This is a genomic window from Pseudomonas sp. Larv2_ips, from assembly GCF_963879675.1.
Lineage (GTDB): Bacteria > Pseudomonadota > Gammaproteobacteria > Pseudomonadales > Pseudomonadaceae > Aquipseudomonas.
This window is the reverse complement of record NZ_CAWOAW010000014.1, coordinates 96131-118126: the sequence shown is the minus strand read 5'-3', so window position 1 is coordinate 118126 and position 21996 is coordinate 96131. Positions and strand designations below refer to the sequence as shown.

The window sequence follows — 21996 nt, the reverse complement described above, 5'->3', positions numbered from 1 at the left end:
ATTTGTTGCTAACTGCGCCCCGCCATTGAAACCACCGCTGCCCCGCCCCATCTAACCTGCATACTTCCTTATGCAGGTGCCCCATGAGCGACCAGCAAGAATTCCCGGACATCGACCTGAACGATTACGCCGACCCCGAAAACGCTGAACACCAAGCTTCGTCCAACACCGGCCTGGCCCTGCCTGGGCAAAACCTGCCGGACAAGGTCTACATTATCCCGATCCACAATCGGCCGTTCTTCCCGGCGCAAGTGCTGCCGGTCATCGTCAATGAAGAACCGTGGGCTGAGACCCTGGAGCTGGTGAGCAAATCCGACCACCACTCCCTTGCGCTGTTTTTCATGGACACCCCGCCAGAAGATCCGCGCCATTTCGATACCTCCAGCCTGCCGCTGTACGGCACGCTGGTGAAGGTGCACCACGCCAGCCGCGAGAACGGCAAATTGCAATTCGTCGCCCAGGGCCTGACCCGCGTGCGCATCAAAACCTGGCTCAAGCACCACCGCCCACCGTACCTGGTGGAAGTCGAATACCCGCACCAGCCGACCGAGCCGACCGACGAGGTCAAGGCCTACGGCATGGCGCTGATCAATGCGATCAAGGAACTGCTGCCGCTCAACCCGCTGTACAGCGAAGAGTTGAAGAACTACCTCAACCGCTTCAGCCCCAACGACCCGTCGCCACTCACCGACTTCGCCGCCGCATTGACCTCGGCCACCGGCAACGAGCTGCAGGAAGTGCTGGACTGTGTGCCCATGCTCAAGCGCATGGAAAAAGTCCTGCCGATGCTGCGCAAGGAAGTCGAAGTCGCGCGCCTGCAAAAAGAAATCTCTGCCGAGGTGAACCGCAAGATCGGTGAGCACCAGCGCGAGTTCTTCCTCAAGGAACAGCTCAAGGTCATCCAGCAGGAGCTGGGCCTGACCAAGGACGACCGCAGCGCGGACGTCGAGCAGTTCGAACAACGCCTGGTGGGCAAAGTACTGCCGACCCAGGCGCAAAAACGCATCAGCGAAGAAATGAACAAACTGTCGATCCTGGAAACGGGTTCGCCGGAATACGCCGTCACGCGTAACTACCTGGACTGGGCCACCTCAGTGCCGTGGGGCGTGTACGGCGAAGACAAGCTCGACCTGAAACACGCACGCAAGGTGCTGGACAAGCACCATGCGGGCCTGGATGACATCAAGAGCCGCATCCTCGAGTTTCTCGCGGTGGGCGCCTATAAAGGCGAAGTCGCCGGTTCCATTGTGCTGCTGGTCGGCCCGCCGGGCGTGGGCAAGACCAGCGTGGGTAAATCCATCGCCGAGTCGCTGGGCCGGCCGTTCTATCGCTTCAGCGTCGGCGGCATGCGCGACGAGGCCGAGATCAAGGGCCATCGCCGTACCTACATCGGTGCCCTGCCGGGCAAGCTGGTGCAGGCGCTCAAAGATGTGGAGGTGATGAACCCGGTGATCATGCTCGATGAGATCGACAAGATGGGCCAGAGCTTCCAGGGCGACCCGGCGTCGGCATTGCTGGAAACCCTCGACCCGGAACAGAACGTCGAATTCCTCGATCACTACCTCGACCTGCGCCTGGACCTGTCCAAGGTGTTGTTCGTCTGCACGGCGAACACGCTTGATTCGATCCCGGGCCCACTGCTGGACCGGATGGAAGTGATTCGCCTGTCGGGCTATATCACCGAAGAAAAGGTCGCCATCGCCAAGCGCCACCTGTGGCCAAAACAGTTGGAAAAGGCCGGCGTGTCGAAAAACAGCCTGTCCATCAGCGACGGCGCCCTGCGCGCGCTGATCGACGGCTACGCACGCGAAGCCGGGGTGCGCCAGCTGGAAAAACAGCTGGGCAAACTGGTGCGCAAGGCCGTGGTCAAGCTGCTGGACGAGCCGGACTCGGTGATCAAGATCGGCAACAAGGATCTGGAAAGCTCCTTGGGCATGCCGGTGTTTCGCAATGAGCAAGTGCTGTCCGGTACCGGCGTGATCACTGGCCTGGCCTGGACCAGCATGGGCGGCGCGACCCTGCCGATCGAGGCGACGCGCATCCACACACTCAATCGTGGCTTCAAGCTCACCGGGCAACTGGGTGAGGTGATGAAAGAGTCCGCCGAGATTGCCTACAGCTACATCAGCTCCAACCTGAAGTCGTTTGGTGGCGATCCGAAGTTCTTCGACGAAGCCTTCGTGCACTTGCACGTGCCGGAAGGCGCTACGCCCAAAGATGGCCCGAGCGCGGGCGTAACCATGGCCAGTGCCTTGCTGTCGCTGGCGCGTAATCAGCCGCCGAAAAAAGGCGTGGCCATGACCGGCGAGCTGACGCTGACCGGGCATGTACTGCCGATTGGCGGTGTACGTGAGAAGGTGATTGCGGCGCGGCGCCAGAAGATCCATGAGCTGATTTTGCCGGAGCCCAACCGTGGCAGTTTTGAAGAGCTGCCGGAGTACCTGAAAGAAGGGATGACGGTGCACTTCGCCAAGCGCTTTGCGGATGTGGCGAAGGTGCTTTTCTGACAGATCTCTAGCGCCTGAGCTGGCCTAATCGGGGGCAAGCCCCCTCCCACAGTTGACCGAGTACATCCTTTGGAATGCAGTCAAATTGTGGGAGGGGGCTTGCCGCCAATCAGGCCAGACCTGCCAACACAAAAGCCCGCCTTGTCACACCTTGTCTCATCTTCGGTTATGCTCGCCCTTCGTCGCCATACAACGGAGCCCTCATGACCGCTGCCCGCCTGCTTCTCCCCTTGAGCCTTGCCCTGCTGGCCGCCTGCGCCAGTGCCCCCAAGCAAAACGTCACAGTGGAAAACCAGAGCGCCTGCCCGCTCCAGCTTAAAACCGGGCAAAACCTGATCCTCACCTTGCCGAGCAACCCCACCACCGGCTATCGCTGGGCCATCCAGGATTCCGCCGGCGGCGTGCTGCGTGCACTCAGCCCTGAGGTTTACAGCAGCACCGAGTCCGGTGTGATCGGCGGTGGCGGCCAATCCACTTGGCGTTTCCAGGCCTTCGCAGCCGGCCAGGGCCGTTTGCGCCTGACCTCCCAGCAACCTTGGGAACCGGAAGCCGAGCCTGCCGAAACCTTCGACTGCGCCATCACGGTGAACTGATATGCCTTGGCTGATTCTTGCGTTGATGGGCGCCGGCAGCTTTGTCTACGGTTTGAGCACCCACGCGGCGCTATTGTGCCTGCTGGTCAAACCGTTGCCGGTGCTGGCGTTGCTGGGCTGGCTGCATGACGCGCCGCCCACCGACTATCGACGCTGGATCAGCCTGGGGCTGATTTTTTCCCTGGTGGGCGACGTGTTGCTCGCGTGGCCGGGCGACCTGTTTATCTTCGGCCTGGGCGCCTTCCTGTCTGCGCACCTGGCATATTTAAAAGCCTATTTCAGCGATTGCCGGCGCCTGGCGTTGTTGCCGCTGGTATTGGCACTGGGCGTGGGCGCGATTCTGCTGAGCGTTCTGATTGCCCATGGCCTGGGCGAGTTGCTGATTCCGGTGGTGGTGTATGCGCTGGTGATCAGCGCCATGCTCTGGCGTGCGTTGGCGCGACTGGGCAGTGAGGTGCCCAAGCGCTCGGCCCTGCTGGCGGCGGCGGGCGCGGTGTCGTTTGTGTTTTCCGACACGCTGATTGGTATCAATCGGTTCGTGGTCGCCTTTGAGGCGGCGCCCTATTTGTTGATCAGCACGTATTGGCTGGGACAGTGGGGCATCACCGCCTCGGCTTTCCATCAGACAACCCGCGCACACGAGGGCCAATTTGGCTAAAATGCCGGCCTTTCCCCCCTCGTCGCCGGAACAACCGTGAGCAAAGAACCCGATCGCCTATTCGCCCAGCCCCTGCCCCAGGTGCCGGACTTCGCCTTTAACGAGGACGTGGTGCGGGTGTTCCCGGACATGATCAAACGCTCGGTGCCCGGTTACCCGACCATCGTCGAGAACCTCGGCGTGCTCGCCGCGCAGTTTGCGCAACCCAACAGCGTGCTCTACGACCTGGGCTCGTCCCTTGGCGCGGTCACCCAGGCGCTGCGCCGCCATGTGCGCACCGACGGATGCCGGGTAATCGCCGTGGATAACTCGGCGGCGATGGTCGAGCGCTGCCGCGAATACCTCAATGGTCAGGACTCGATGTTCCAGGAGTTGCTGCCGGTTGAGGTGATCGAGGGCGATATCCTCGCGCTGCAGTTCCAACCGGCCTCGGTGGTAGCGCTGAATTTCACCCTGCAATTTATCGCCCCTGATGAACGCCTGGCATTGCTGGGGCGTATCCGCCAGTCGCTGCTGCCCGGCGGCGCGTTGATCCTCTCGGAAAAACTGCGGTTCAACGACCCGCAAGAGCACGCATTGCTCACCGACCTGCACATCGCGTTCAAACGCGCCAACGGCTACAGCGAACTGGAAATCGCCCAGAAGCGCAGCGCCATCGAAAACGTCATGAAGCCTGACAGCCTCGAAGAACACCGCGAACGCCTGTTGGCGGCCGGGTTCTCGAAAGTCGTGCCGTGGTTCCAGTGTCTTAACTTTGCCTCGTTGATTGCCTTGCCATGATTGATCTGTCCCCCCTCGCCCGCCATCTGGTCGGCACTCCGTTGGCCGTGTGGGCCCAAGGCCTGCAAGCGCAACTCGATAGCAAGATGGAAAAGGGTCATGGCGACCTGGAGCGTTGGCAGAGTGCGCTGGATGCGCTGCCGCAGATCCAGCCCAGCGAAGTCGATTTGCTCAATGGCCTGACCCTTGATACCGATTGCGACGACGCCACCCGCGCACAGATGCGCACTGCGCTGATGGGCCTGAGCCCGTGGCGCAAAGGCCCGTTCAACCTGTTTGGCGTGCATGTGGACACCGAATGGCGTTCGGACTGGAAGTGGACGCGGGTTGCCCCGCACCTGAATTTGAACGGCAAGCGCATCCTCGATGTGGGTTGCGGCAACGGCTACTACATGTGGCGCATGCTCGGCGCGGGTGCCGACAGCGTGATTGGCGTGGACCCGAACTGGTTGTTTTTCTGCCAGTTCCAGGCCGTACAACGCTACCTGAACGAGCCGAAGGCCTGGCACTTGCCATTCCCGTTTGAAGACCTGCCGCCGAACCTGGAAGGCTTCGACACGGTGTTTTCCATGGGCGTGTTCTATCACCGTCGCTCGCCGATCGAGCATTTGCTGGCGTTGAAAGATTGCCTGGTCAAAGGCGGCGAACTGGTGCTGGAAACCCTGGTGGTGGAAGGCGATCAGCAGCAAGTGCTGGTGCCGGAAGACCGCTACGCACAGATGCGTAACGTGTGGTTCCTGCCGTCGGTGCCGGCGTTGATGCTGTGGCTACGGCGTGCGGGCTTCAGTGAGGTGCGTTGTGTGGATGTGAGCGTGACCACGGTTGAAGAACAGCGCGGGACGGAGTGGATGAAGTATCAGTCGTTGAGTGACTTCCTCGATCCCGAGGACCACAGCAAGACGATTGAAGGGCTGCCGGCGCCGATGCGGGCGGTGATTATCGCGAAGAAGTGAGCACTGATTTCCCTGCTTAAACAGAGCTCAAAATGTGGGAGCTGGCTTGCCTGCGATAGCTATCTTTCAGTCAATTGATCAGTGACTGACGCACCGCTATCGCAGGCAAGCCAGCTCCCACATTGGTTTTCAGTGTTCGTTAGAGTGTGGGCTTGGCTCTTCTGGCCTTGAAGAACTCACTCAACACCGTCCCGCATTCCTCAGCCAACACCCCGCCTTCAAACAGCACCCGATGGTTAAGAAACCCCTGGGTAAAAAACTGCCCCTGGCTTTGCACGATCCCAGCCTTGGGCTCCAGCGCGCCGTACACCACCCGCGCGATGCGCGAATGCACGATCAGGCCCGCGCACATGCTGCATGGTTCCAGCGTTACATACAGCGTGCTGCCGACCAGGCGATAGTTGCTGATCGCCTGCGCGGCGGCGCGGATGGCGACCATTTCGGCGTGGGCGCTGGGGTCATTGCCGCTGATCGGGCAATTGAAACCCCGACCGATGATTTCACCGTCCTGCACCAGCACCGCGCCCACGGGCACTTCGCCGAAGGCGGCGCCTTGAGCGGCGAGGGCCAGGGCTTCGCGCATGAAGTGCTGATCGCGGCTGCGGTCGATAATCGCCGTTGAGCGAATCTGGCGCATCACGCCACCTCGATGGCGGCCATCAGGCCGGTTTCCATGTGATCGATCACGTGGCAATGGAACATCCACACCCCCGGGTTATCCGCCACCAACGCCACGCGCGCGCGTTCGTTCTTGCCCAGCAAGTAAGTGTCGGTGAAGTACGGGATCACCTTGTGGCGGTTCGAGGCGATCACCTTGAAACTCATGCCGTGCAGGTGGATCGGGTGCTGGTACTGGGTCATATTCTTCAATTCGAAAATGTAGCTTTTGCCCTTCTCAAGCTTGGCAATCGGGCGGTCGGCACAGGTCTTGTCGGTGATGTCCCAGGCCTTGCCGTTGATTTGCCACAAGCTCGGCGGTTTGCCGTCATCGACCGACACCGTACCGACCCATTCGAAATTGAAGTTGAGTTTCTCGGCATTCGCCAGGTCCGGCTCGGCGATCGGGTTGGCGGGCAGCGCCGGCGGCCATTCGGTGGGCGCATCGGTATTGGCGACGGAGCGAAAAGTGCCCAGGCGCACCGGACCGTTGCGGATGGAGAGTTCTTCACCGGCAGGCGGTGCCTTGATCGCCAGACAAATACGCATGCCCGGGCCCAGCCAGTATTCCTTGCCCAATGGGCGCGGCTCGACGGGGTTGCCGTCCAGCGCGTAGATCTGCGCGTCGACGTCGGGAATGTTGATGCGATAGGTCAGCGTGTTGTCGAGATTGAGCAGGCGCACGCGGGTGATTTGTCCAGCCGGCAAATCGATCACCGCCTGGGGCACGCCGTTGATCGTCGACAGGCGCCCGGCGGTGCCGCCACGCGCGGCTTCACGGGGTACGCTGAACGCCACGAAGGCGCCCTCTTCGTCCACGTGCCAGCTTTTCAGGCTCAAGGTGCGTTCGTGTTTGAAACCGGTGGGCTCGCGCTCTTCGATGATCAGCGGGCCCACCAGGCCACGGCCGAGTTCTTCGCTGCTGTTTACGTGTGGGTGATACCAGTAGCTGCCGGCGTCCGGCACGCGGAATTTGTAATCGAAGTATTCGCCGGGCAATACCGGCAACTGCGAGACGTAAGGCACGCCGTCCATTTCCAGCGGCAAGCGGATGCCGTGCCAGTGAATGGTGGTGGCGACCGGCAAGTGGTTGATAAAGCGCACCCGCAGCCACTCACCCTGGCGCACACGCAACTCGGTGCCCGGCGCCGAGGGGCCAAATGCCCAGGCTTCGGTTTTGTGGCCTGGCACCAGTTCCACGTCCAGCGGCGCGGCGATCAGTTCGTAATCGTGCCCGGCTTCAGCCTCGGCAACTTTCCCCAGCCAGTAGCGATAGCCGCCACCGGCACCGACGCCCACTACGGCCAGGCCCGCGAGACCACCCAGGATTTGTCGACGGGAAAAGGATCGGGACACAACAACCTCACGTATCTGCCGCAGGCCAGAGGCCCGCAAAGGGCAGATACGATACACCTGACCCGGCTAAACAGTAAGGCTTCGCATTGCCGCATGGCTGAATTCAAAGGGTTTGGCTGGGTAACTACAACTCTGGACACACCGAAAATCACTGTGGGAGGGGGCTTGCCCCCGATTGCAGTGAGTCAGCTACAGAGAGGCTGACTGACACACCGCTATCGGGGGCAAGCCCCCTCCCACATGTTGATCTTCAGTGATTTTTAGACTGTGCTCACTTGGAGCTGGCAGCAGCCAGAATCAGCGCTTTCATCTCGGCCACTGCGCCTTTGAAACCGACGAACAGCGCGTGCGCCACCAGCGCGTGGCCGATGTTGAGTTCGTTGATGCCCTTGATCGCAGCCACGGCTTCGACGTTGTGGTAGTGCAAACCATGGCCGGCGTTGACGATCAGGCCTTCATTGAGGCCGCACGTTACGCCGTCGATAATGCGCTGCAGTTCGTCAGCGACTTCGGTGGGTGTGGTGGCATCGGCATAGCGGCCTGTGTGCAGTTCGATGGCCGGCGCGCCAACACGGCGCGAGGCTTCGATCTGACGCTCGTCGGCGTCGATGAACAGCGAGACTTCGCTGCCGATCTTCGACAGGCGCTCAACCGCAGCCTTGATCCGCGCTTCCTGGCCGGCGACATCGAGGCCGCCTTCGGTGGTGAGCTCCTGGCGCGTTTCGGGCACCAGGCAGATATGCGCCGGGCGGATGCGTTCAGCGAACGCCATCATTTCTTCGGTGACGCCCATTTCGAAGTTCATGCGGGTTTGCAGCACGTCCTTGAGCAGCAACACATCGCGCTCCTGGATGTGGCGGCGGTCCTCGCGCAGGTGCACGGTGATGCCGTCGGCGCCCGCTTCCTCGGCGTCCAGCGCAGCCTTGACCGGATCAGGGTAACGGGTGCCCCGGGCCTGGCGCAGGGTAGCGACGTGGTCGATGTTGACGCCAAGAAGAATGCGATTGCTGGTGCTCACGGAAGCGCTCCTGAAAAGGGAAAGAAACGCCGCACAGCATACACGGGGTTGTCAGGGCTTTCGAAACAACTCGCGACTGACCAGCGGCCGCCCGCCCAAGTGCACGGCGAGCGCCTGGCGCATCAAGCGCTTGGCCGCAGACAAGGCGCCAGGGGCAGTCCAGTCGGCTTCGCTCATGGCCAGCAACTCGGTGCCCTGGAACAGGCCGGGTTGCAGCAGGTAAACACGTTCCAGGCCGGCGTCGACTTGCAGGCGGTACATGCCGTCTGCGGCGATGGGGTCGCCGTGCAGGTCGTTGCTCAGTTCAAAACCGTAGCCCAGGTCGTCGAGCAGGCGCCATTCGAAGGCGCGCAGCAGCGGTTCCAGCGGGCGGCCTTCGGCCAGCGCAATGAGCGTCGCGGCGTAGTGATCGAAGACCCCAGGGTGTGGGTCTTCGGCGGGCAGCAGGCGGATCAGCAGCTCGTTGAGGTACAGGCCGCTGAACAGGGCTTCACCATTGAGCCAGGCGGAGTTGCCGACGCTTTCCAGACGACCGACGTTTTTCAGTTCGCCCTTGCCACGAAACTCCACGTCCAGGGCCACGAACGGCCGTGCCAGCGTACCCGCCTTGCCCCGCGCGCTGCGCAAGACTGCGCGCAGGCGGCCTTGGGGCGTGAGGAAGTCCACCAACGCGCTGGTCTCGCGGTAGGCGCGGCTGTGCAGGACGTAGGCGAGTTGGCTGGTGGGTTGGGACATGGATGCTCACTGCTGGAATGCATTTTTGAAAACTACACAAACCTAATGTGGGAGGGGGCTTGCCCCCGATGGCAGTGTGTCAGTCACTTTTTGTTAACTGACCCACCGCTATCGGGGGCGAGCCCCCTCCCACATTTTCAGCCCTGTGGTGTATTCAAGACCCTACAGGTCGCCGTAGCCCAGGGAGCGCAGCGCGCGCTCGTCATCGGACCAACCACCCTTAACCTTCACCCACAGGTTGAGCATGATCTTGGAATCAAACAGCAATTCCATGTCCTTGCGCGCTTCGGTGCCGATGCGCTTGATGCGCTCGCCCTTGTCGCCAATGATGATTTTCTTCTGGCCGTCACGCTCGACGAGGATCAGCGCATGAATATGCAGGGTTTTGCCCTGCTGCTTGAACTCTTCGATTTCGACGGTGATCTGGTACGGCAGCTCGGCGCCCATCTGGCGCATGATTTTCTCGCGCACCAGTTCAGCGGCGAGGAAACGGCTGCTGCGGTCGGTGATCTGATCTTCCGGGAAGAAGTGCTCGTTCTCGGGCAGGTAACCCGCGATCACGCGCTCCAGGGCCTCAAGGTTGTGACCGTGCTGGGCCGAGATCGGCATGATCTGGGCGTTCGGCAGTTGCTCTTGCAGCCAGGTCAGGTGCGGCATCAGCTCGGCTTTGTCTTCGATGCGGTCGGTCTTGTTCAGCGCGACGATCAACGGGCCGGTGACGTACTGCACGCGCTCAAGAACCATCTGGTCTTCGTCGGTCCACTTGGTGCGGTCAACCACGAAGATCACCACGTCGACGTCTTTCAACGCCGCCGAAGCGGTCTTGTTCATGTAGCGGTTCAGGGCTTTCTCGCCACCTTTGTGCATGCCCGGGGTGTCGACGTAAACGGCTTGGACGCTGCCTTCGGTCTTGATGCCCAGCATGTTGTGACGGGTGGTCTGCGGCTTGCGCGAGGTGATCGCAAGCTTCTGGCCCAGGATGTGGTTCAGCAGCGTGGACTTGCCCACGTTCGGACGGCCGACGATGGCAACATAGCCACAGCGTGTTGCGGTTGAATCAGTCATGGCCATTCTCCACGCCCAGGGCAATCAGTGCTGCAGCGGCCGCTACCTGTTCGGCAATACGACGGCTCACACCCTGACCTCGGCTTTTTTCATTCAATAAGGTGATTTCACATTCCACGAAGAATACGCGGCAATGCGGCTCACCCTGGATATCCACCACTTCGTAGCGTGGCAGTTCACAACCGCGCGACTGCAGGAATTCCTGCAAGCGGGTTTTGGGATCTTTGTTGGTGTCGACCAGCGTCAGGCTCTCGATCTCCGAAGCCAGCCAGGCCACCACGCGCTCTTTGGCCGTCTCCATGCCTGCATCCAGGTAGATCGCACCGATCAACGCTTCGAGGGCATCAGCCAGGATCGACTCGCGACGAAAACCACCGCTTTTCAGTTCACCGGAACCCAGGCGCAAGTATTCGCCCAGGCCGAAACCGCGGGCCAGCACGGCCAGGGTCTCGCCTTTCACCAGCCGCGCACGCAGGCGTGACAGCTGGCCTTCGCGCGCTTGCGGGAAACGCTCGAACAGCGCCTCACCGGCGGCGAAGTTGAGGATGGCATCACCGAGAAATTCCAGGCGCTCGTTATTACGCCCTGCAAAACTGCGGTGTGTGAGGGCAAGGACCATCAATTCCTGGTCCTTGAAGGTGTAGCCGAGCTGACGCTCGAGACGACTTAGAGAAACGGTCACGGTTTATCCATATCTAGTTGGTGGCACCGGCGGCCATCGACGATTGACGCAGTGTTCAAATTCAAATCCTGGTTGGTGCCGCATGAGGCCGGACGACGCATTGTCCGAACCCCAGAAAAGCATTCGGCGCTGTGTTCACAGCGCCGCCTGTATTACTTGATCAGCCCGACCCGCGAGAAGTTCGGCAGGTGGCTGAGTTTGGGTTCCGGCCAACTCATCCAGACCGCAAAGGCCTTGCCGACAATGTTCTCGTCGGGAACCATGCCCAGCAGGTCCTTGGGAATATTGGGGTCATCCCAGTAACGGCTGTCGTTGGAGTTGTCGCGGTTGTCGCCCATCATGAAGTAGTGCCCGGCAGGCACTTTCCATTCGCCATCAGGCATCGCACGGTAGCGGCTCATTTCCTTACGGATTTCGTGCTCTACCGCGCCGAGTTTTTCCTGGTACAGCTCGGCGCTGCCCAAGGTGTTCGGTTCGGCGCCGATCAGTTTCTCGGCCACCGACTCACCATTGATGAACAGACGCTTGTCGCTGGTGTAGCGAATCACGTCGCCCGGCAGCCCGACGACACGCTTGATGTAGTTGACGTTCGGGTCGCTTGGGTAGCGAAACACCATCACATCGCCGCGCTGCGGGTCACCGACCGGGATGACTTTCTTGTCGAGCACCGGCAGGCGGATCCCATAGGAAAACTTGTTCACCAGGATGAAGTCGCCCACGTCCAGGGTCGGTTTCATCGACCCCGAAGGGATTTGAAACGGCTCCACCAAAAACGAACGCAGCACCAGCACGATGAACAACACCGGGAAGAACGACTTGCCGTATTCAACCAGCAGAGGCTCTTTGTTCAGCTTCTCGACCACCACCGCATCGGGCTGGCTGACGCTGCCCTGATAGGAAGCGATAGCCGCCCGCCGACGCGGGGCGAAGAACACCAGATCGAGCAACGCCAGGAGGCCGCAAACGGCAACGGCGATGACCAGCAACAGCGGGAAATTTAGTGACATAGGACCTAACTATCCAACCTGAGCACCGCAAGGAAGGCTTCTTGTGGAATTTCCACGTTGCCCACTTGCTTCATGCGTTTTTTACCGGCCTTTTGCTTCTCAAGCAGCTTGCGCTTACGGCTTACGTCACCGCCGTAGCATTTGGCCAGTACGTTCTTTCTGAGAGCCTTGACGGAGGTCCGTGCAATGATCTGCCCGCCAATGGCGGCCTGGATCGCGACGTCGAACATCTGGCGCGGAATCAGTTCTTTCATCTTTTCGGTCAACTGCCGACCTTTGTAGTGCGCGTTGTCCTTGTGCACGATCAGTGCCAGTGCATCTACCTTGTCGCCGTTGATCAGCACATCCAGTTTCACCAGATTAGCCGATTGGTAACGATCGAAATGGTAATCCAGCGAAGCATAGCCGCGACTGGTGGATTTGAGACGGTCGAAGAAGTCCAGGACCACTTCGTTCATCGGCAAATCGTAGGTCACTTGCACCTGGGTACCGAGGAACAACATGTCGTGTTGTACGCCACGTTTTTCGATACACAGGGTAATGACGTTGCCCAGGTGTTCCTGCGGCACAAGAATATTGGCCCGCACGATCGGCTCGCGCATGTCCTCGATGGAGGACAGATCCGGAAGCTTGGACGGGTTGTCGACGTAAATCGTTTCACCGGTTTTCAGCGCCAGCTCAAAAATAACCGTTGGCGCGGTGGTGATCAGGTCCAGGTCGTATTCGCGCTCAAGGCGCTCCTGGATGATCTCCATGTGCAGCATGCCCAGGAACCCGCAGCGGAAGCCAAAGCCCAGCGCGTCGGAGCTTTCCGGGGTGTACTGCAACGACGAGTCGTTGAGCGTCAGCTTCTGCAGGGCTTCGCGGAAGTCTTCGAAGTCGTCGGAGCTGACCGGGAACAGGCCGGCGTAAACCTGCGGCTGGATGCGTTTGAAACCCGGCAACACGTCTACATCAGGGGTGGAGCTCAAGGTCAGGGTGTCACCGACCGGTGCACCGTGAATGTCTTTGATGCCGGCGATGATGAAGCCCACTTCACCGGCTTTCAGGTCGGTGGTGGCGGTGTGTTTCGGGTTGAACACGCCGACGCTGTCGACCAGGTGGATCTTGCCGGTGGACTTGACCAGGATCTTGTCGCCCTTCTTCACACGGCCGTGGCGTACACGCACCAGGGAAACAACGCCCAGGTAGTTGTCGAACCAGGAGTCGATGATCAACGCTTGCAGCGGATCTTCGTAGTTGCCGGTAGGTGCGGGGATGGTCTTGACCAGGCGCTCGAGCACTTCGTCGACGCCCAGGCCGGTCTTGGCGCTGCACTCGACGGCGTCGGTGGCGTCAATGCCGATGATCTTCTCGATCTCTTCTTTGACCCGGTCCGGATCGGCCTGAGGCAGGTCGATCTTGTTCAGCACCGGCATCACTTCCAGGCCTTGCTCGATGGCGGTGTAGCAGTTGGCCACGGACTGGGCTTCGACGCCCTGGCCCGCGTCCACTACCAGCAACGCACCTTCACAGGCCGCCAGGGAACGGCTGACTTCATAGGTGAAGTCAACGTGGCCCGGGGTGTCAATGAAGTTGAGCTGGTACTTGATACCGTCTTTGGCGGTGTAGTACAGGGTAACGCTGTGCGCCTTGATGGTGATCCCGCGCTCGCGCTCGAGGTCCATGGAGTCCAGTACCTGGGCCTCCATTTCACGCTCGGCAAGGCCGCCGCACATCTGGATGAATCGATCGGCCAGCGTCGACTTACCATGGTCAATGTGGGCGATGATGGAGAAATTGCGGATATGACTCAAATCACTCACGGATCAACACTCAAAAAGGCTGCAGGCAGATTGCCCGCTGAAAAATAGCCGGGAATTGTACCTGATGCTCAGGCCAGACGTCATCTTTGCTGACCAGAACAAAAATGCCCCGATCTCTCGAACGGGGCATTTTTTGTTCATAAGCGCAGTATCAACCCGCGCGGCGCAACAGCCAGAACCCGGCCAGGGCGCAAATCGCTGTCGGCACCAGCACCGCAAACAGCGGCGAGAAACCGAACACCAGGCTCGACGGACCGAGCAAGTCCTGGGCGATACGGAAGGTAAAGCCCACCAGTACGCCGGTGAACACCCGCTGACCGAGGGTCACGGAACGCAACGGGCCGAAGATGAACGAGATCGCCATCAATACCAGCGCGGCGGTGACCACCGGCTGCAGCACCTTGACCCAGAACGCCAGCCAGTAGCGGCCATTATTCAGGCCCTGATCCTTGAGGTAGTGGATATAGCTCCACAAACCGGTAATCGGCAGGCTTTCCGGGATCATCACCACCGTGTTGAGCAGTTCGGGCTTCAGGGCGATATCCCATTGCTCGCTCGGCACATTGATCACTTCGGTGCTGGCCTTGGTGCCCTGGCCGACATTGCGGAAATACGTGGTGGTGACGTCACTCAACGTCCATTTCTCGGTGTCGTATTGCGCGCGCCTGGCGAAACTGGAGGTCAGCATGTGCCGTTCCTTGTCGAACGTATAACGCGTCACACCCACCAACAAGCCGCCCGGCTGCACGGCGTTGATGTGGATGAACTCATCCCCCTGACGGTGCCAGAGGCCGTGCTTGGCGCTTTGCGCATCCCCCGAGCCCTGGGCCAGGGCGCGATTGGCCTGAGCGGTGGCTTCGGCCGGCGGCGCCACGTACTCGCCGATCAGCACGCTGCACGCCATCAGCAGGAGCATGGGCTTCATTACCGCCCAGACAATACGCCCGATCGAGACACCGGCGGCGCGCATGATGGTCAGTTCGCTGCTGCTGGCCAGGCTGCCCAGCCCGATCAGGCAACCGATCAGCGCGGCCATCGGCATCATGTCGTAGAGCCGGCGCGGCGCAGTCAGCGCCACGTAACTCAACACATCCATGACGGTGTAGGTGTCGGTGACGTTGCCCACTTCGTCAATAAAGGCGAACAACGAGGCCAGGCCGAGAATAATGCCCAATACCGCCAGAATGGCGATCAGTACGCTGCTACCAATGTAGCGATCGAGCTTAGCCACGAGCCAACTCCTTCAGGCCACGACGGCTCTTCATTTTCAAACGGATAGGTTCCCAGTAGAGCAGCCCCAGGCCGATCAACAGGAAGATCCCGTGCACGCCCCACAGGCCGAGGGCCGGCGACAACTTGCCTTTTTCCATGGAACCACGGGCGGAAATCAGCAGGGTCAGGTAGGCCATGTACAACAAAATTGCCGGCAACAGCTTGAGGAAGCGACCCTGACGCGGGTTGACGCGCGACAGCGGCACGGCCATCAACGTCACGATAAATACCAGCAGCGGCAGCGACAGCCGCCATTGCAGCTCGGCGATGGAGCGCAGTTCCTTGTTGTTGAACAGCGACGACGTCGGCAGCGCATCGCGGTCAGTGACCTCTTCGCTGATGTCTGGCCTGGCCAGCATGACGCCATAAGTGTCGTACTTGATCGCCCGATAATCGGCGAGGCCAGGGCTGCCGTCGTAGCGGTAGCCATTTTCCAGGATCAGGTAACGGCTGCCATCAGGTCGTACTTCCTGGCGTCCGCTGTTGGCCACCAGAATCGAAATGCCACGGTCTTTCTGGTTCTGCCCGAGATTTTTCTGAGAAATAAACACGCCGCCCAGGTTGGCACGGTCATCCGTCATGGTCTCGGTGTAGGTCACCCGCGTGCCATCGTTCAGCGCTTGAAAGCGCCCAGGCTCAAGGGTGTCGAACTCAGTCATCGCATCCTGCTTGTTCAGCAGCAGCTGGAACTGCATGGCGCCCTGAGGCGCCAGGCTCATGCTCAGCCATGCCACCACCAGGGCAACGCCGGTGGCCGGCACCATGGTCATGGCCAGCAGACGCTGCTGGCTCATGCCGGTGGCCGACAGCACAGTCATTTCACTCTCAAGGTACAGCCGGCCATAGGCCAGCAAAATGCCGAGAAACAGGCCAAGTGGCAGGATCAGTTGCAAAAAGCCCGGCAGGCGAAAGCCCATGATCAGGAACAGCGAGCCCGGATCCAGAGCACCCGAAGCGGCCTGGGCCAGGAATTTGACGAAACGACCACTCATGGTGATGACCAGCAATACCGCACTCACGGCACTCAGGGTCAACAGGACTTCGCGGGACAGATAACGGAAGACGATCAAACCAGACACTCCAGGGTTGTCAGGCTAAGGCGGCCAAACAAGCAAGCATACCGAGTCGACCCGTTTGCACGGGCCGGCTAAAAAGATGGCGCATTATCCTGTGATTGACCGCGCCTGTCACGGTGCTTGCTCATACGCGTGCACAAAGCACGCGGCAAGGGTTGTCAGGCTCCGCCGGCGAGGTTCAAACTGCGGCCTTTGTCGCTGGCGGTTTACAGAGCTGCCACGCTTTAAAGCCTGGGTACAGACTCAGGCTCACAGACCTTTATAAGGGACCCGAAAATGGAATTGGTTGTAAAAAGCGTTAGCCCCGAAACGTTGAAAACCGCCACCCTCGTGGTCGCTGTCGGCGAAGGCCGCAAGCTCGGCGTCGCCGCCAAGCAACTGGATGAACTCAGCGGTGGCGCGATCAGCGCCGTGCTCAAGCGCGGCGACCTGGCCGGCAAAGTCGGCCAAAGCCTGCTGCTGCAGAGCCTGCCCAACCTTAAAGCCGACCGCGTATTGCTGGTGGGCGTGGGCAAGGACGCCGAACTGGGAGACCGTCCGTTCCGCAAGATCATCAGCGGCATTCTCAACACCCTCAAGGGCCTGGGCGGCAGCGATGCAGCCCTGGCTCTGGATGAAATCGTCGTAAAAGGCCGTGACAGCTACGGCAAGACCCGCCTGCTGGCCGAGAGCCTGGTGGATGGCAGCTACGTCTTCGACCAGTTCAAGAGCCAGAAAGCCGAACCGCGCGCCCTGAAAAAAATCACCCTGCTGACCATCAAGGCCGCCCAGGCTGAAGTCGAACGCGCCGTGACCCACGCCCAGGCCATCGCCGCCGGCATGTCGTTCACCCGCGACCTGGGCAACCTGCCGCCGAATATCTGCCACCCGACTTACCTGGGCGAACAAGCCAAGGCGCTGGGCAAAGAATTCAAGGGCCTGAAGGTTGAGGTGCTGGACGAGAAAAAAATCAAGGACCTGGGCATGGGCTCCTTCTATGCCGTGGGCCAGGGCAGCGACCAGCCGCCACGCCTGATCGTGATGCAATACAACGGCGGCAAGAAGTCCGAGAAGCCTTACGCGCTGGTCGGCAAAGGCATCACCTTCGACACCGGCGGCATCAGCCTCAAGCCGGGCGCAGGCATGGATGAGATGAAGTACGACATGGGCGGCGCCGCCAGCGTGTTCGGCACCCTGCGTGCCGTGCTCGAGCTCAAACTGCCGATCAACCTGGTGTGCATCCTGGCGTGTGCCGAGAACATGCCGAGCGGCGGCGCGACCCGTCCTGGCGATATCGTCACCACCCTGAGCGGCCAGACCGTCGAAATCCTCAACACCGACGCCGAAGGCCGTCTGGTGCTGTGCGATGCGCTGACCTACGCCGAACGCTTCAAGCCCCAGGCCGTGATCGACATCGCCACCCTGACCGGTGCCTGCGTGGTTGCCCTGGGCGCCCACACTTCGGGCCTGCTGGGCAACAACGACGAGTTGATCGAGCAACTGCTCAGCGCCGGCAAGGCTGCCGACGACCGCGCCTGGCAACTGCCGCTGTTCGATGAATATCAAGAGCAGCTGGACAGCCCGTTCGCCGACATCGCCAATATCGGCGGCCCGAAAGCCGGCACCATCACCGCGGCCTGCTTCCTGTCGCGCTTTACCAAGAACCTCAACTGGGCTCACCTGGACATCGCCGGCACGGCGTGGACCAGCGGCGGCAAGGACAAGGGCGCCACTGGCCGTCCGGTGCCACTGCTGACCCAATACCTGCTGGACCGCGCCAAAGCCTGAAACTGAAGATTCCGGGGCGGCCCTCACGCCGCTCCGGTCTCAGGAACCGCAATGACCCAAGTCGACTTCTATATATTGCCCAGCGCCGATCCTTCCGCGCGCCTGGACTTTGCCTGCAAGCTCACCGAAAAAGCCTGGCGCATGGGCCACCGCATCTACCTGCATTGCAGCGATAGCGCCCAACGTGACGACCTCGATGCGCGCTTATGGCGCTTCAAGGGTGAAAGCTTCGTGCCGCACGGCCCTGCCGAGTCCGAACCCGAAGGCCTGGTTGTGCTGGGCCTGGGTGACAGCTGCGGCGATCACAAAGACCTGTTGGTCAACCTGGACCTGAAAGTACCCGCCTTTGCCAAGGCATTTGCCCGTGTGGCAGAAGTGGTGGTGGAAGATCCGGCTATTCGTCAGGCCGCGCGGGAGAGTTTCCGTTTCTACCGCGAACAGGGCTATTCTCTGCAGGATCACCGGCTACAACGACTTTGAGTACATGATGGACACGCCAAACCCTATAAAAAAAGACGACCACCTGCTGGACGACCTCGAGTCGATCCGTCAGTTGCTCGGTGATGATGGCTTGCAACCGCCGCTGCTGACCGAAACGGTCGACGCCGAGGTACAGATTCCGCTGTTGTTCGACATGGTCAGCGGCAAGCCCGTTGCGCCTGAGCCTGTCGCTGCCGCTCCCGTGGCACAGCCCGCACCCGCCGCAGAAAAAGCGCCCGACGCCTTGCTGCTGCATCTGGACAATGAGTTGCGCGCCGCTGCGCAGTTGATCATGCAGGATGTGATCGACGACTTTGCCCCGCATATCGAAACCGAGATCAAACGCCGCCTGGATGCGCGCATGGAGCGGTTGCTCAGCCAATATCAGTCCTGAGCCACACCTGGCTCTACGGTGGGAGGGGGCTTGCCTCCGATAGCGCCGGGTCAGCCAGCTTATCCGCCACTGACCCACTGCTATCGGGGCAAGCCCCCTCTCACATTTGCTTGGCGTACGCCTCAAGCCTGTCTTCGCCTCGCCCTGCGCCCTATCCCCCGTTATACTTGCCGGCTTTCCTGAATTAATGCCAACTAGGGTCCCGCCGCGCATGGATAAGACCTACCAGCCGCACGCTATTGAAACTTCCTGGTACGAGACCTGGGAGTCCGAGAATTATTTCGCTCCGCAAGGCGCGGGTGATTCCTACACCATCATGATTCCGCCACCGAACGTCACCGGCAGCCTGCACATGGGCCATGGCTTCAACAATGCGATCATGGATGCGTTGATACGTTTCCGCCGCATGCAGGGCCGCAACACCCTGTGGCAACCGGGCACCGACCACGCAGGTATCGCCACCCAGATGCTGGTGGAACGCCAACTCGAAGCCACCGGCCAGAACCGTCATGACCTGGGTCGCGAGAAATTCCTGGAAAAAATCTGGGAATGGAAAGACCAGTCCGGCGGTAACATCAGCCGTCAGATCCGTCGCCTGGGCTCGTCCGTAGACTGGAGCCGTGAGCGCTTCACCATGGACGACGGCCTGTCGGAAGCCGTGAAAGAAGCCTTCGTGCGCCTGCACGAAGACGGCCTGATCTACCGCGGCAAGCGTCTGGTCAACTGGGACACCAAGCTGCACACGGCGATTTCCGACCTCGAAGTGGAAAACCACGACGAGAAAGGCTTCCTGTGGAACCTCAAGTACCCGCTGGCCGATGGCGCCAAGACCGCCGAAGGCAACGACTACCTGATCGTCGCCACCACTCGTCCGGAAACCATGCTGGGCGACGCCGCCGTCGCGGTTAACCCGAACGACGAGCGCTACCAGGCGCTGATCGGCAAGTTCGTCGAACTGCCGCTGGTGGGTCGTCGCATCCCGATCATCGCGGATGATTACTGCGACCCTGAATTCGGCACCGGCTGCGTGAAAATCACCCCGGCCCACGATTTCAACGACTACGAAGTCGGCAAGCGCCACAACCTGCCGCTGCTGAACATCTTTGATAAAAACGCCGCTGTCCTGCCGGCCTGCCAGGTATTCAACCTCGACGGCACGCTGAACGAGAGCATCGACGGCAAGATCCCGGGCGAGTACGCCGGTCTCGACCGTTTTGAAGCGCGCAAGCAGATCGTTGCGGCCTTCGACGCTGCCGGTTTGCTGGTGAGCGTTGACGACCACGCACTGAAAGTCCCGAAAGGCGACCGCTCCGGCACCGTCATCGAGCCGTGGCTGACCGACCAGTGGTACGTGTCCACCAAGCCTTTGGCTGAACCTGCGATTGCCGCCGTGGAAGACGGCCGTATCCAGTTCGTGCCCAAGCAGTACGAAAACATGTACTTCTCGTGGATGCGTGACATCCAGGATTGGTGCATCAGCCGTCAGCTGTGGTGGGGCCACCGGATTCCGGCCTGGTACGACGAGTCGGGCAAGGTCTACGTTGGCCGCGATGATGCCGAAGTACGCGCCAAGCACAACCTCGGCCCGGACGTGGCGCTGCAACAGGACAACGACGTACTGGACACCTGGTTCAGCTCGGGCCTGTGGACATTCTCCACACTCGGCTGGCCGCAACAGACCGAGTTCCTGAAAAAATTCCACTCCACCGACGTGCTGGTCACCGGCTTCGACATCATTTTCTTCTGGGTTGCCCGGATGATCATGCTCACCATGCATTTGGTGAAGAACGAAGACGGCACGCCGCAAGTGCCGTTCAAGACCGTGTACGTGCACGGCCTGGTGCGTGATGGCCAGGGCCAGAAGATGTCCAAGTCCAAGGGTAACGTCCTGGACCCGCTGGACATCATCGACGGCATCGACCTGGAAACCCTGGTGCAGAAACGCACCTCGGGCCTGATGCAGCCGAAACTGGCGAAGAAGATCGAGAAGCAGACCCGCGACGAGTTCGCCGACGGCATTGCCAGCTATGGCACTGACGCCCTGCGCTTCACCTTCTGCTCGCTGGCGTCCACCGGTCGCGACATCAAGTTCGACATGGGCCGTGTCGAAGGCTATCGCAACTTCTGCAACAAGATCTGGAACGCCGCGCGCTACGTGCTGGATAAAGGCGAAGACTGCGGCCAGAACGGCGAAGCCTATGAGCTGAGCCTGGCTGATCGCTGGATCATCTCGCAGTTGCAGCGCACTGAAGCCGAAGTGACCCGCCAACTCGACCAGTTCCGTTTCGACCTGGCCGCACAAGCCTTGTACGAGTTCATCTGGAACCAGTATTGCGACTGGTACCTGGAACTGTCCAAGCCTGTGCTGTGGGACGAAAACGCGCCGATCGAACGTCAGCGTGGCACCCGTCGCACCCTGGTGCGCGTGCTTGAAGTGGCCCTGCGCCTGGCGCACCCGTTCATGCCGTTCATCACCGAAGAAATCTGGCAGCGCCTCGCGCCGCTGGCCGGTATCGAAGGCAAGACCATCATGTTGCAGCCTTGGCCGGTGGCCAACGAAGCGCGCATTGATGAGGCGGCCGAAAGCGATATCGAATGGCTCAAGACCTTGATGCTTGGCACGCGCAACATCCGCGCCGAGATGAACATCGGGCCGGGCAAGCCATTGGCGGTGTTCGTGAAGAATGCCAGCGCCGAAGATCAGCGTCGCCTCACCGAGAACGACGCGCTGCTCAAGAAACTGGCAAAACTGGAGTCGATCACCGTATTGGCTGATGGCGCCGAAGCACCGCTGTCCGCGACTGCGTTGGTCGGCGACATGGAAGTGCTGGTGCCGATGGCTGGCCTGATCGACAAGGGCGCGGAACTGGCCCGTCTCGACAAGGAAATTGGCCGCCTGCAAGGCGAAGTGCAGCGAGTGGGCGGCAAGCTGTCCAACGCGGCGTTCGTCGACAAGGCGCCGGCTGAAGTGATCGACAAAGAACGCGCCAAGCTGGCCGAGGCTGAACAGGCCTTGAGCAAGCTGGCGGAGCAACATGCGCGGATTTCCAGCCTGTAAGGTGAACCCCGTGTAAAAAAGAGGCCTTCGGGCCTCTTTTTTTTGCCGGGAATTTTCCAATCCTTGCTGGCGATCCAGTCAATGTGGGAGGGGGCTTGCCCCCGATGGCAGTGTATCAGTCTGAATATTTTTG

At 60.7% G+C, this 21996-nt stretch carries 19 protein-coding genes; 9 read left to right on the top strand and 10 right to left on the bottom strand.

Going from position 1 to position 21996, the window contains the following annotated elements:
* Positions 1-83 precede the first annotated feature (83 nt).
* The 5 genes from lon (at position 84) to cmoB (ending at position 5491) form a co-directional block, all read left to right on the top strand.
* Positions 84-2507 (top strand): endopeptidase La, encoded by a 2424-nt coding sequence (lon, locus tag AACV02_RS06965; RefSeq protein WP_106579456.1) that lies wholly within the window; start codon positions 84-86, stop codon positions 2505-2507.
* 203 nt (positions 2508-2710) lie between these two features.
* A complete protein-coding gene (locus tag AACV02_RS06960) occupies positions 2711-3100 on the top strand; it encodes a protease inhibitor I42 family protein (protein WP_106579457.1) in 390 nt (129 codons plus the stop codon).
* A gap of 1 nt (position 3101) precedes the next feature.
* Entirely contained in the window at positions 3102-3758 is a 657-nt protein-coding gene (locus AACV02_RS06955) for a lysoplasmalogenase (RefSeq protein ID WP_119738542.1), read from the top strand.
* Between the two features lie 36 nt (positions 3759-3794).
* On the top strand, positions 3795-4538 hold the full coding sequence (gene cmoA / locus AACV02_RS06950; protein WP_106579459.1) for a carboxy-S-adenosyl-L-methionine synthase CmoA: 744 nt from the start codon (positions 3795-3797) through the stop codon (positions 4536-4538).
* Positions 4535-5491: a tRNA 5-methoxyuridine(34)/uridine 5-oxyacetic acid(34) synthase CmoB gene (gene cmoB / locus AACV02_RS06945; RefSeq protein ID WP_119738540.1), complete on the top strand. Its 957-nt coding sequence runs from the start codon at positions 4535-4537 to the stop codon at positions 5489-5491. Before cmoA ends, cmoB begins: the two co-directional genes overlap by 4 nt.
* A 139-nt stretch (positions 5492-5630) precedes the next feature.
* Here the strand turns inward: cmoB and tadA are convergent, their stop codons facing one another.
* The 10 genes from tadA to lptF all read right to left on the bottom strand — a co-directional run bounded on the left by tadA (position 5631) and on the right by lptF (position 16158).
* A complete protein-coding gene (tadA, locus tag AACV02_RS06940; protein WP_119738538.1) occupies positions 5631-6128 on the bottom strand; it encodes a tRNA adenosine(34) deaminase TadA in 498 nt (165 codons plus the stop codon).
* A complete protein-coding gene (locus AACV02_RS06935) occupies positions 6128-7504 on the bottom strand; it encodes a multicopper oxidase family protein (RefSeq protein ID WP_119738536.1) in 1377 nt (458 codons plus the stop codon). The genes tadA and AACV02_RS06935 overlap by 1 nt, the downstream gene beginning before the upstream one ends.
* Before the next feature lie 271 nt (positions 7505-7775).
* The gene (pdxJ, locus tag AACV02_RS06930; protein WP_119738534.1) at positions 7776-8522 is read right to left on the bottom strand and encodes a pyridoxine 5'-phosphate synthase; all 747 of its coding nucleotides are present in this window, start codon (positions 8520-8522) and stop codon (positions 7776-7778) included.
* Positions 8523-8573: 51 nt separating this feature from the next.
* On the bottom strand, positions 8574-9257 hold the full coding sequence (recO, locus tag AACV02_RS06925; protein WP_106579464.1) for a DNA repair protein RecO: 684 nt from the start codon (positions 9255-9257) through the stop codon (positions 8574-8576).
* Between the two features lie 162 nt (positions 9258-9419).
* Positions 9420-10322, bottom strand: a complete 903-nt coding sequence (era, locus tag AACV02_RS06920) for a GTPase Era (protein WP_003234112.1) — start codon at positions 10320-10322, stop codon at positions 9420-9422.
* The gene (gene rnc, locus AACV02_RS06915; RefSeq protein WP_094951369.1) at positions 10315-11004 is read right to left on the bottom strand and encodes a ribonuclease III; all 690 of its coding nucleotides are present in this window, start codon (positions 11002-11004) and stop codon (positions 10315-10317) included. The genes era and rnc overlap by 8 nt, the downstream gene beginning before the upstream one ends.
* Positions 11005-11156: 152 nt before the next feature.
* Positions 11157-12011: a signal peptidase I gene (lepB, locus tag AACV02_RS06910; protein ID WP_106579465.1), complete on the bottom strand. Its 855-nt coding sequence runs from the start codon at positions 12009-12011 to the stop codon at positions 11157-11159.
* A gap of 5 nt (positions 12012-12016) precedes the next feature.
* The gene (lepA, locus tag AACV02_RS06905; protein WP_003210439.1) at positions 12017-13816 is read right to left on the bottom strand and encodes a translation elongation factor 4; all 1800 of its coding nucleotides are present in this window, start codon (positions 13814-13816) and stop codon (positions 12017-12019) included.
* Positions 13817-13967: 151 nt separating this feature from the next.
* Positions 13968-15047, bottom strand: a complete 1080-nt coding sequence (gene lptG / locus AACV02_RS06900; RefSeq protein ID WP_119738532.1) for an LPS export ABC transporter permease LptG — start codon at positions 15045-15047, stop codon at positions 13968-13970.
* Complete coding sequence (gene lptF / locus AACV02_RS06895; RefSeq protein WP_106579468.1) at positions 15040-16158, bottom strand: LPS export ABC transporter permease LptF; 1119 nt, start codon at positions 16156-16158, stop codon at positions 15040-15042. The genes lptG and lptF overlap by 8 nt, the downstream gene beginning before the upstream one ends.
* A gap of 282 nt (positions 16159-16440) precedes the next feature.
* On the opposite strand from lptF, the gene AACV02_RS06890 reads away from it, so the two are divergent.
* The 4 genes from AACV02_RS06890 (at position 16441) to AACV02_RS06875 (ending at position 21863) form a co-directional block, all read left to right on the top strand.
* Entirely contained in the window at positions 16441-17931 is a 1491-nt protein-coding gene (locus tag AACV02_RS06890; RefSeq protein ID WP_119738530.1) for a leucyl aminopeptidase, read from the top strand.
* A gap of 51 nt (positions 17932-17982) precedes the next feature.
* A complete protein-coding gene (locus AACV02_RS06885; RefSeq protein ID WP_119738528.1) occupies positions 17983-18411 on the top strand; it encodes a DNA polymerase III subunit chi in 429 nt (142 codons plus the stop codon).
* Between the two features lie 7 nt (positions 18412-18418).
* Entirely contained in the window at positions 18419-18805 is a 387-nt protein-coding gene (locus tag AACV02_RS06880) for a DNA polymerase III subunit chi (RefSeq protein ID WP_106579471.1), read from the top strand.
* 211 nt (positions 18806-19016) lie between these two features.
* Positions 19017-21863: a valine--tRNA ligase gene (locus AACV02_RS06875; protein ID WP_119738526.1), complete on the top strand. Its 2847-nt coding sequence runs from the start codon at positions 19017-19019 to the stop codon at positions 21861-21863.
* Positions 21864-21996: the final 133 nt, after the last annotated feature.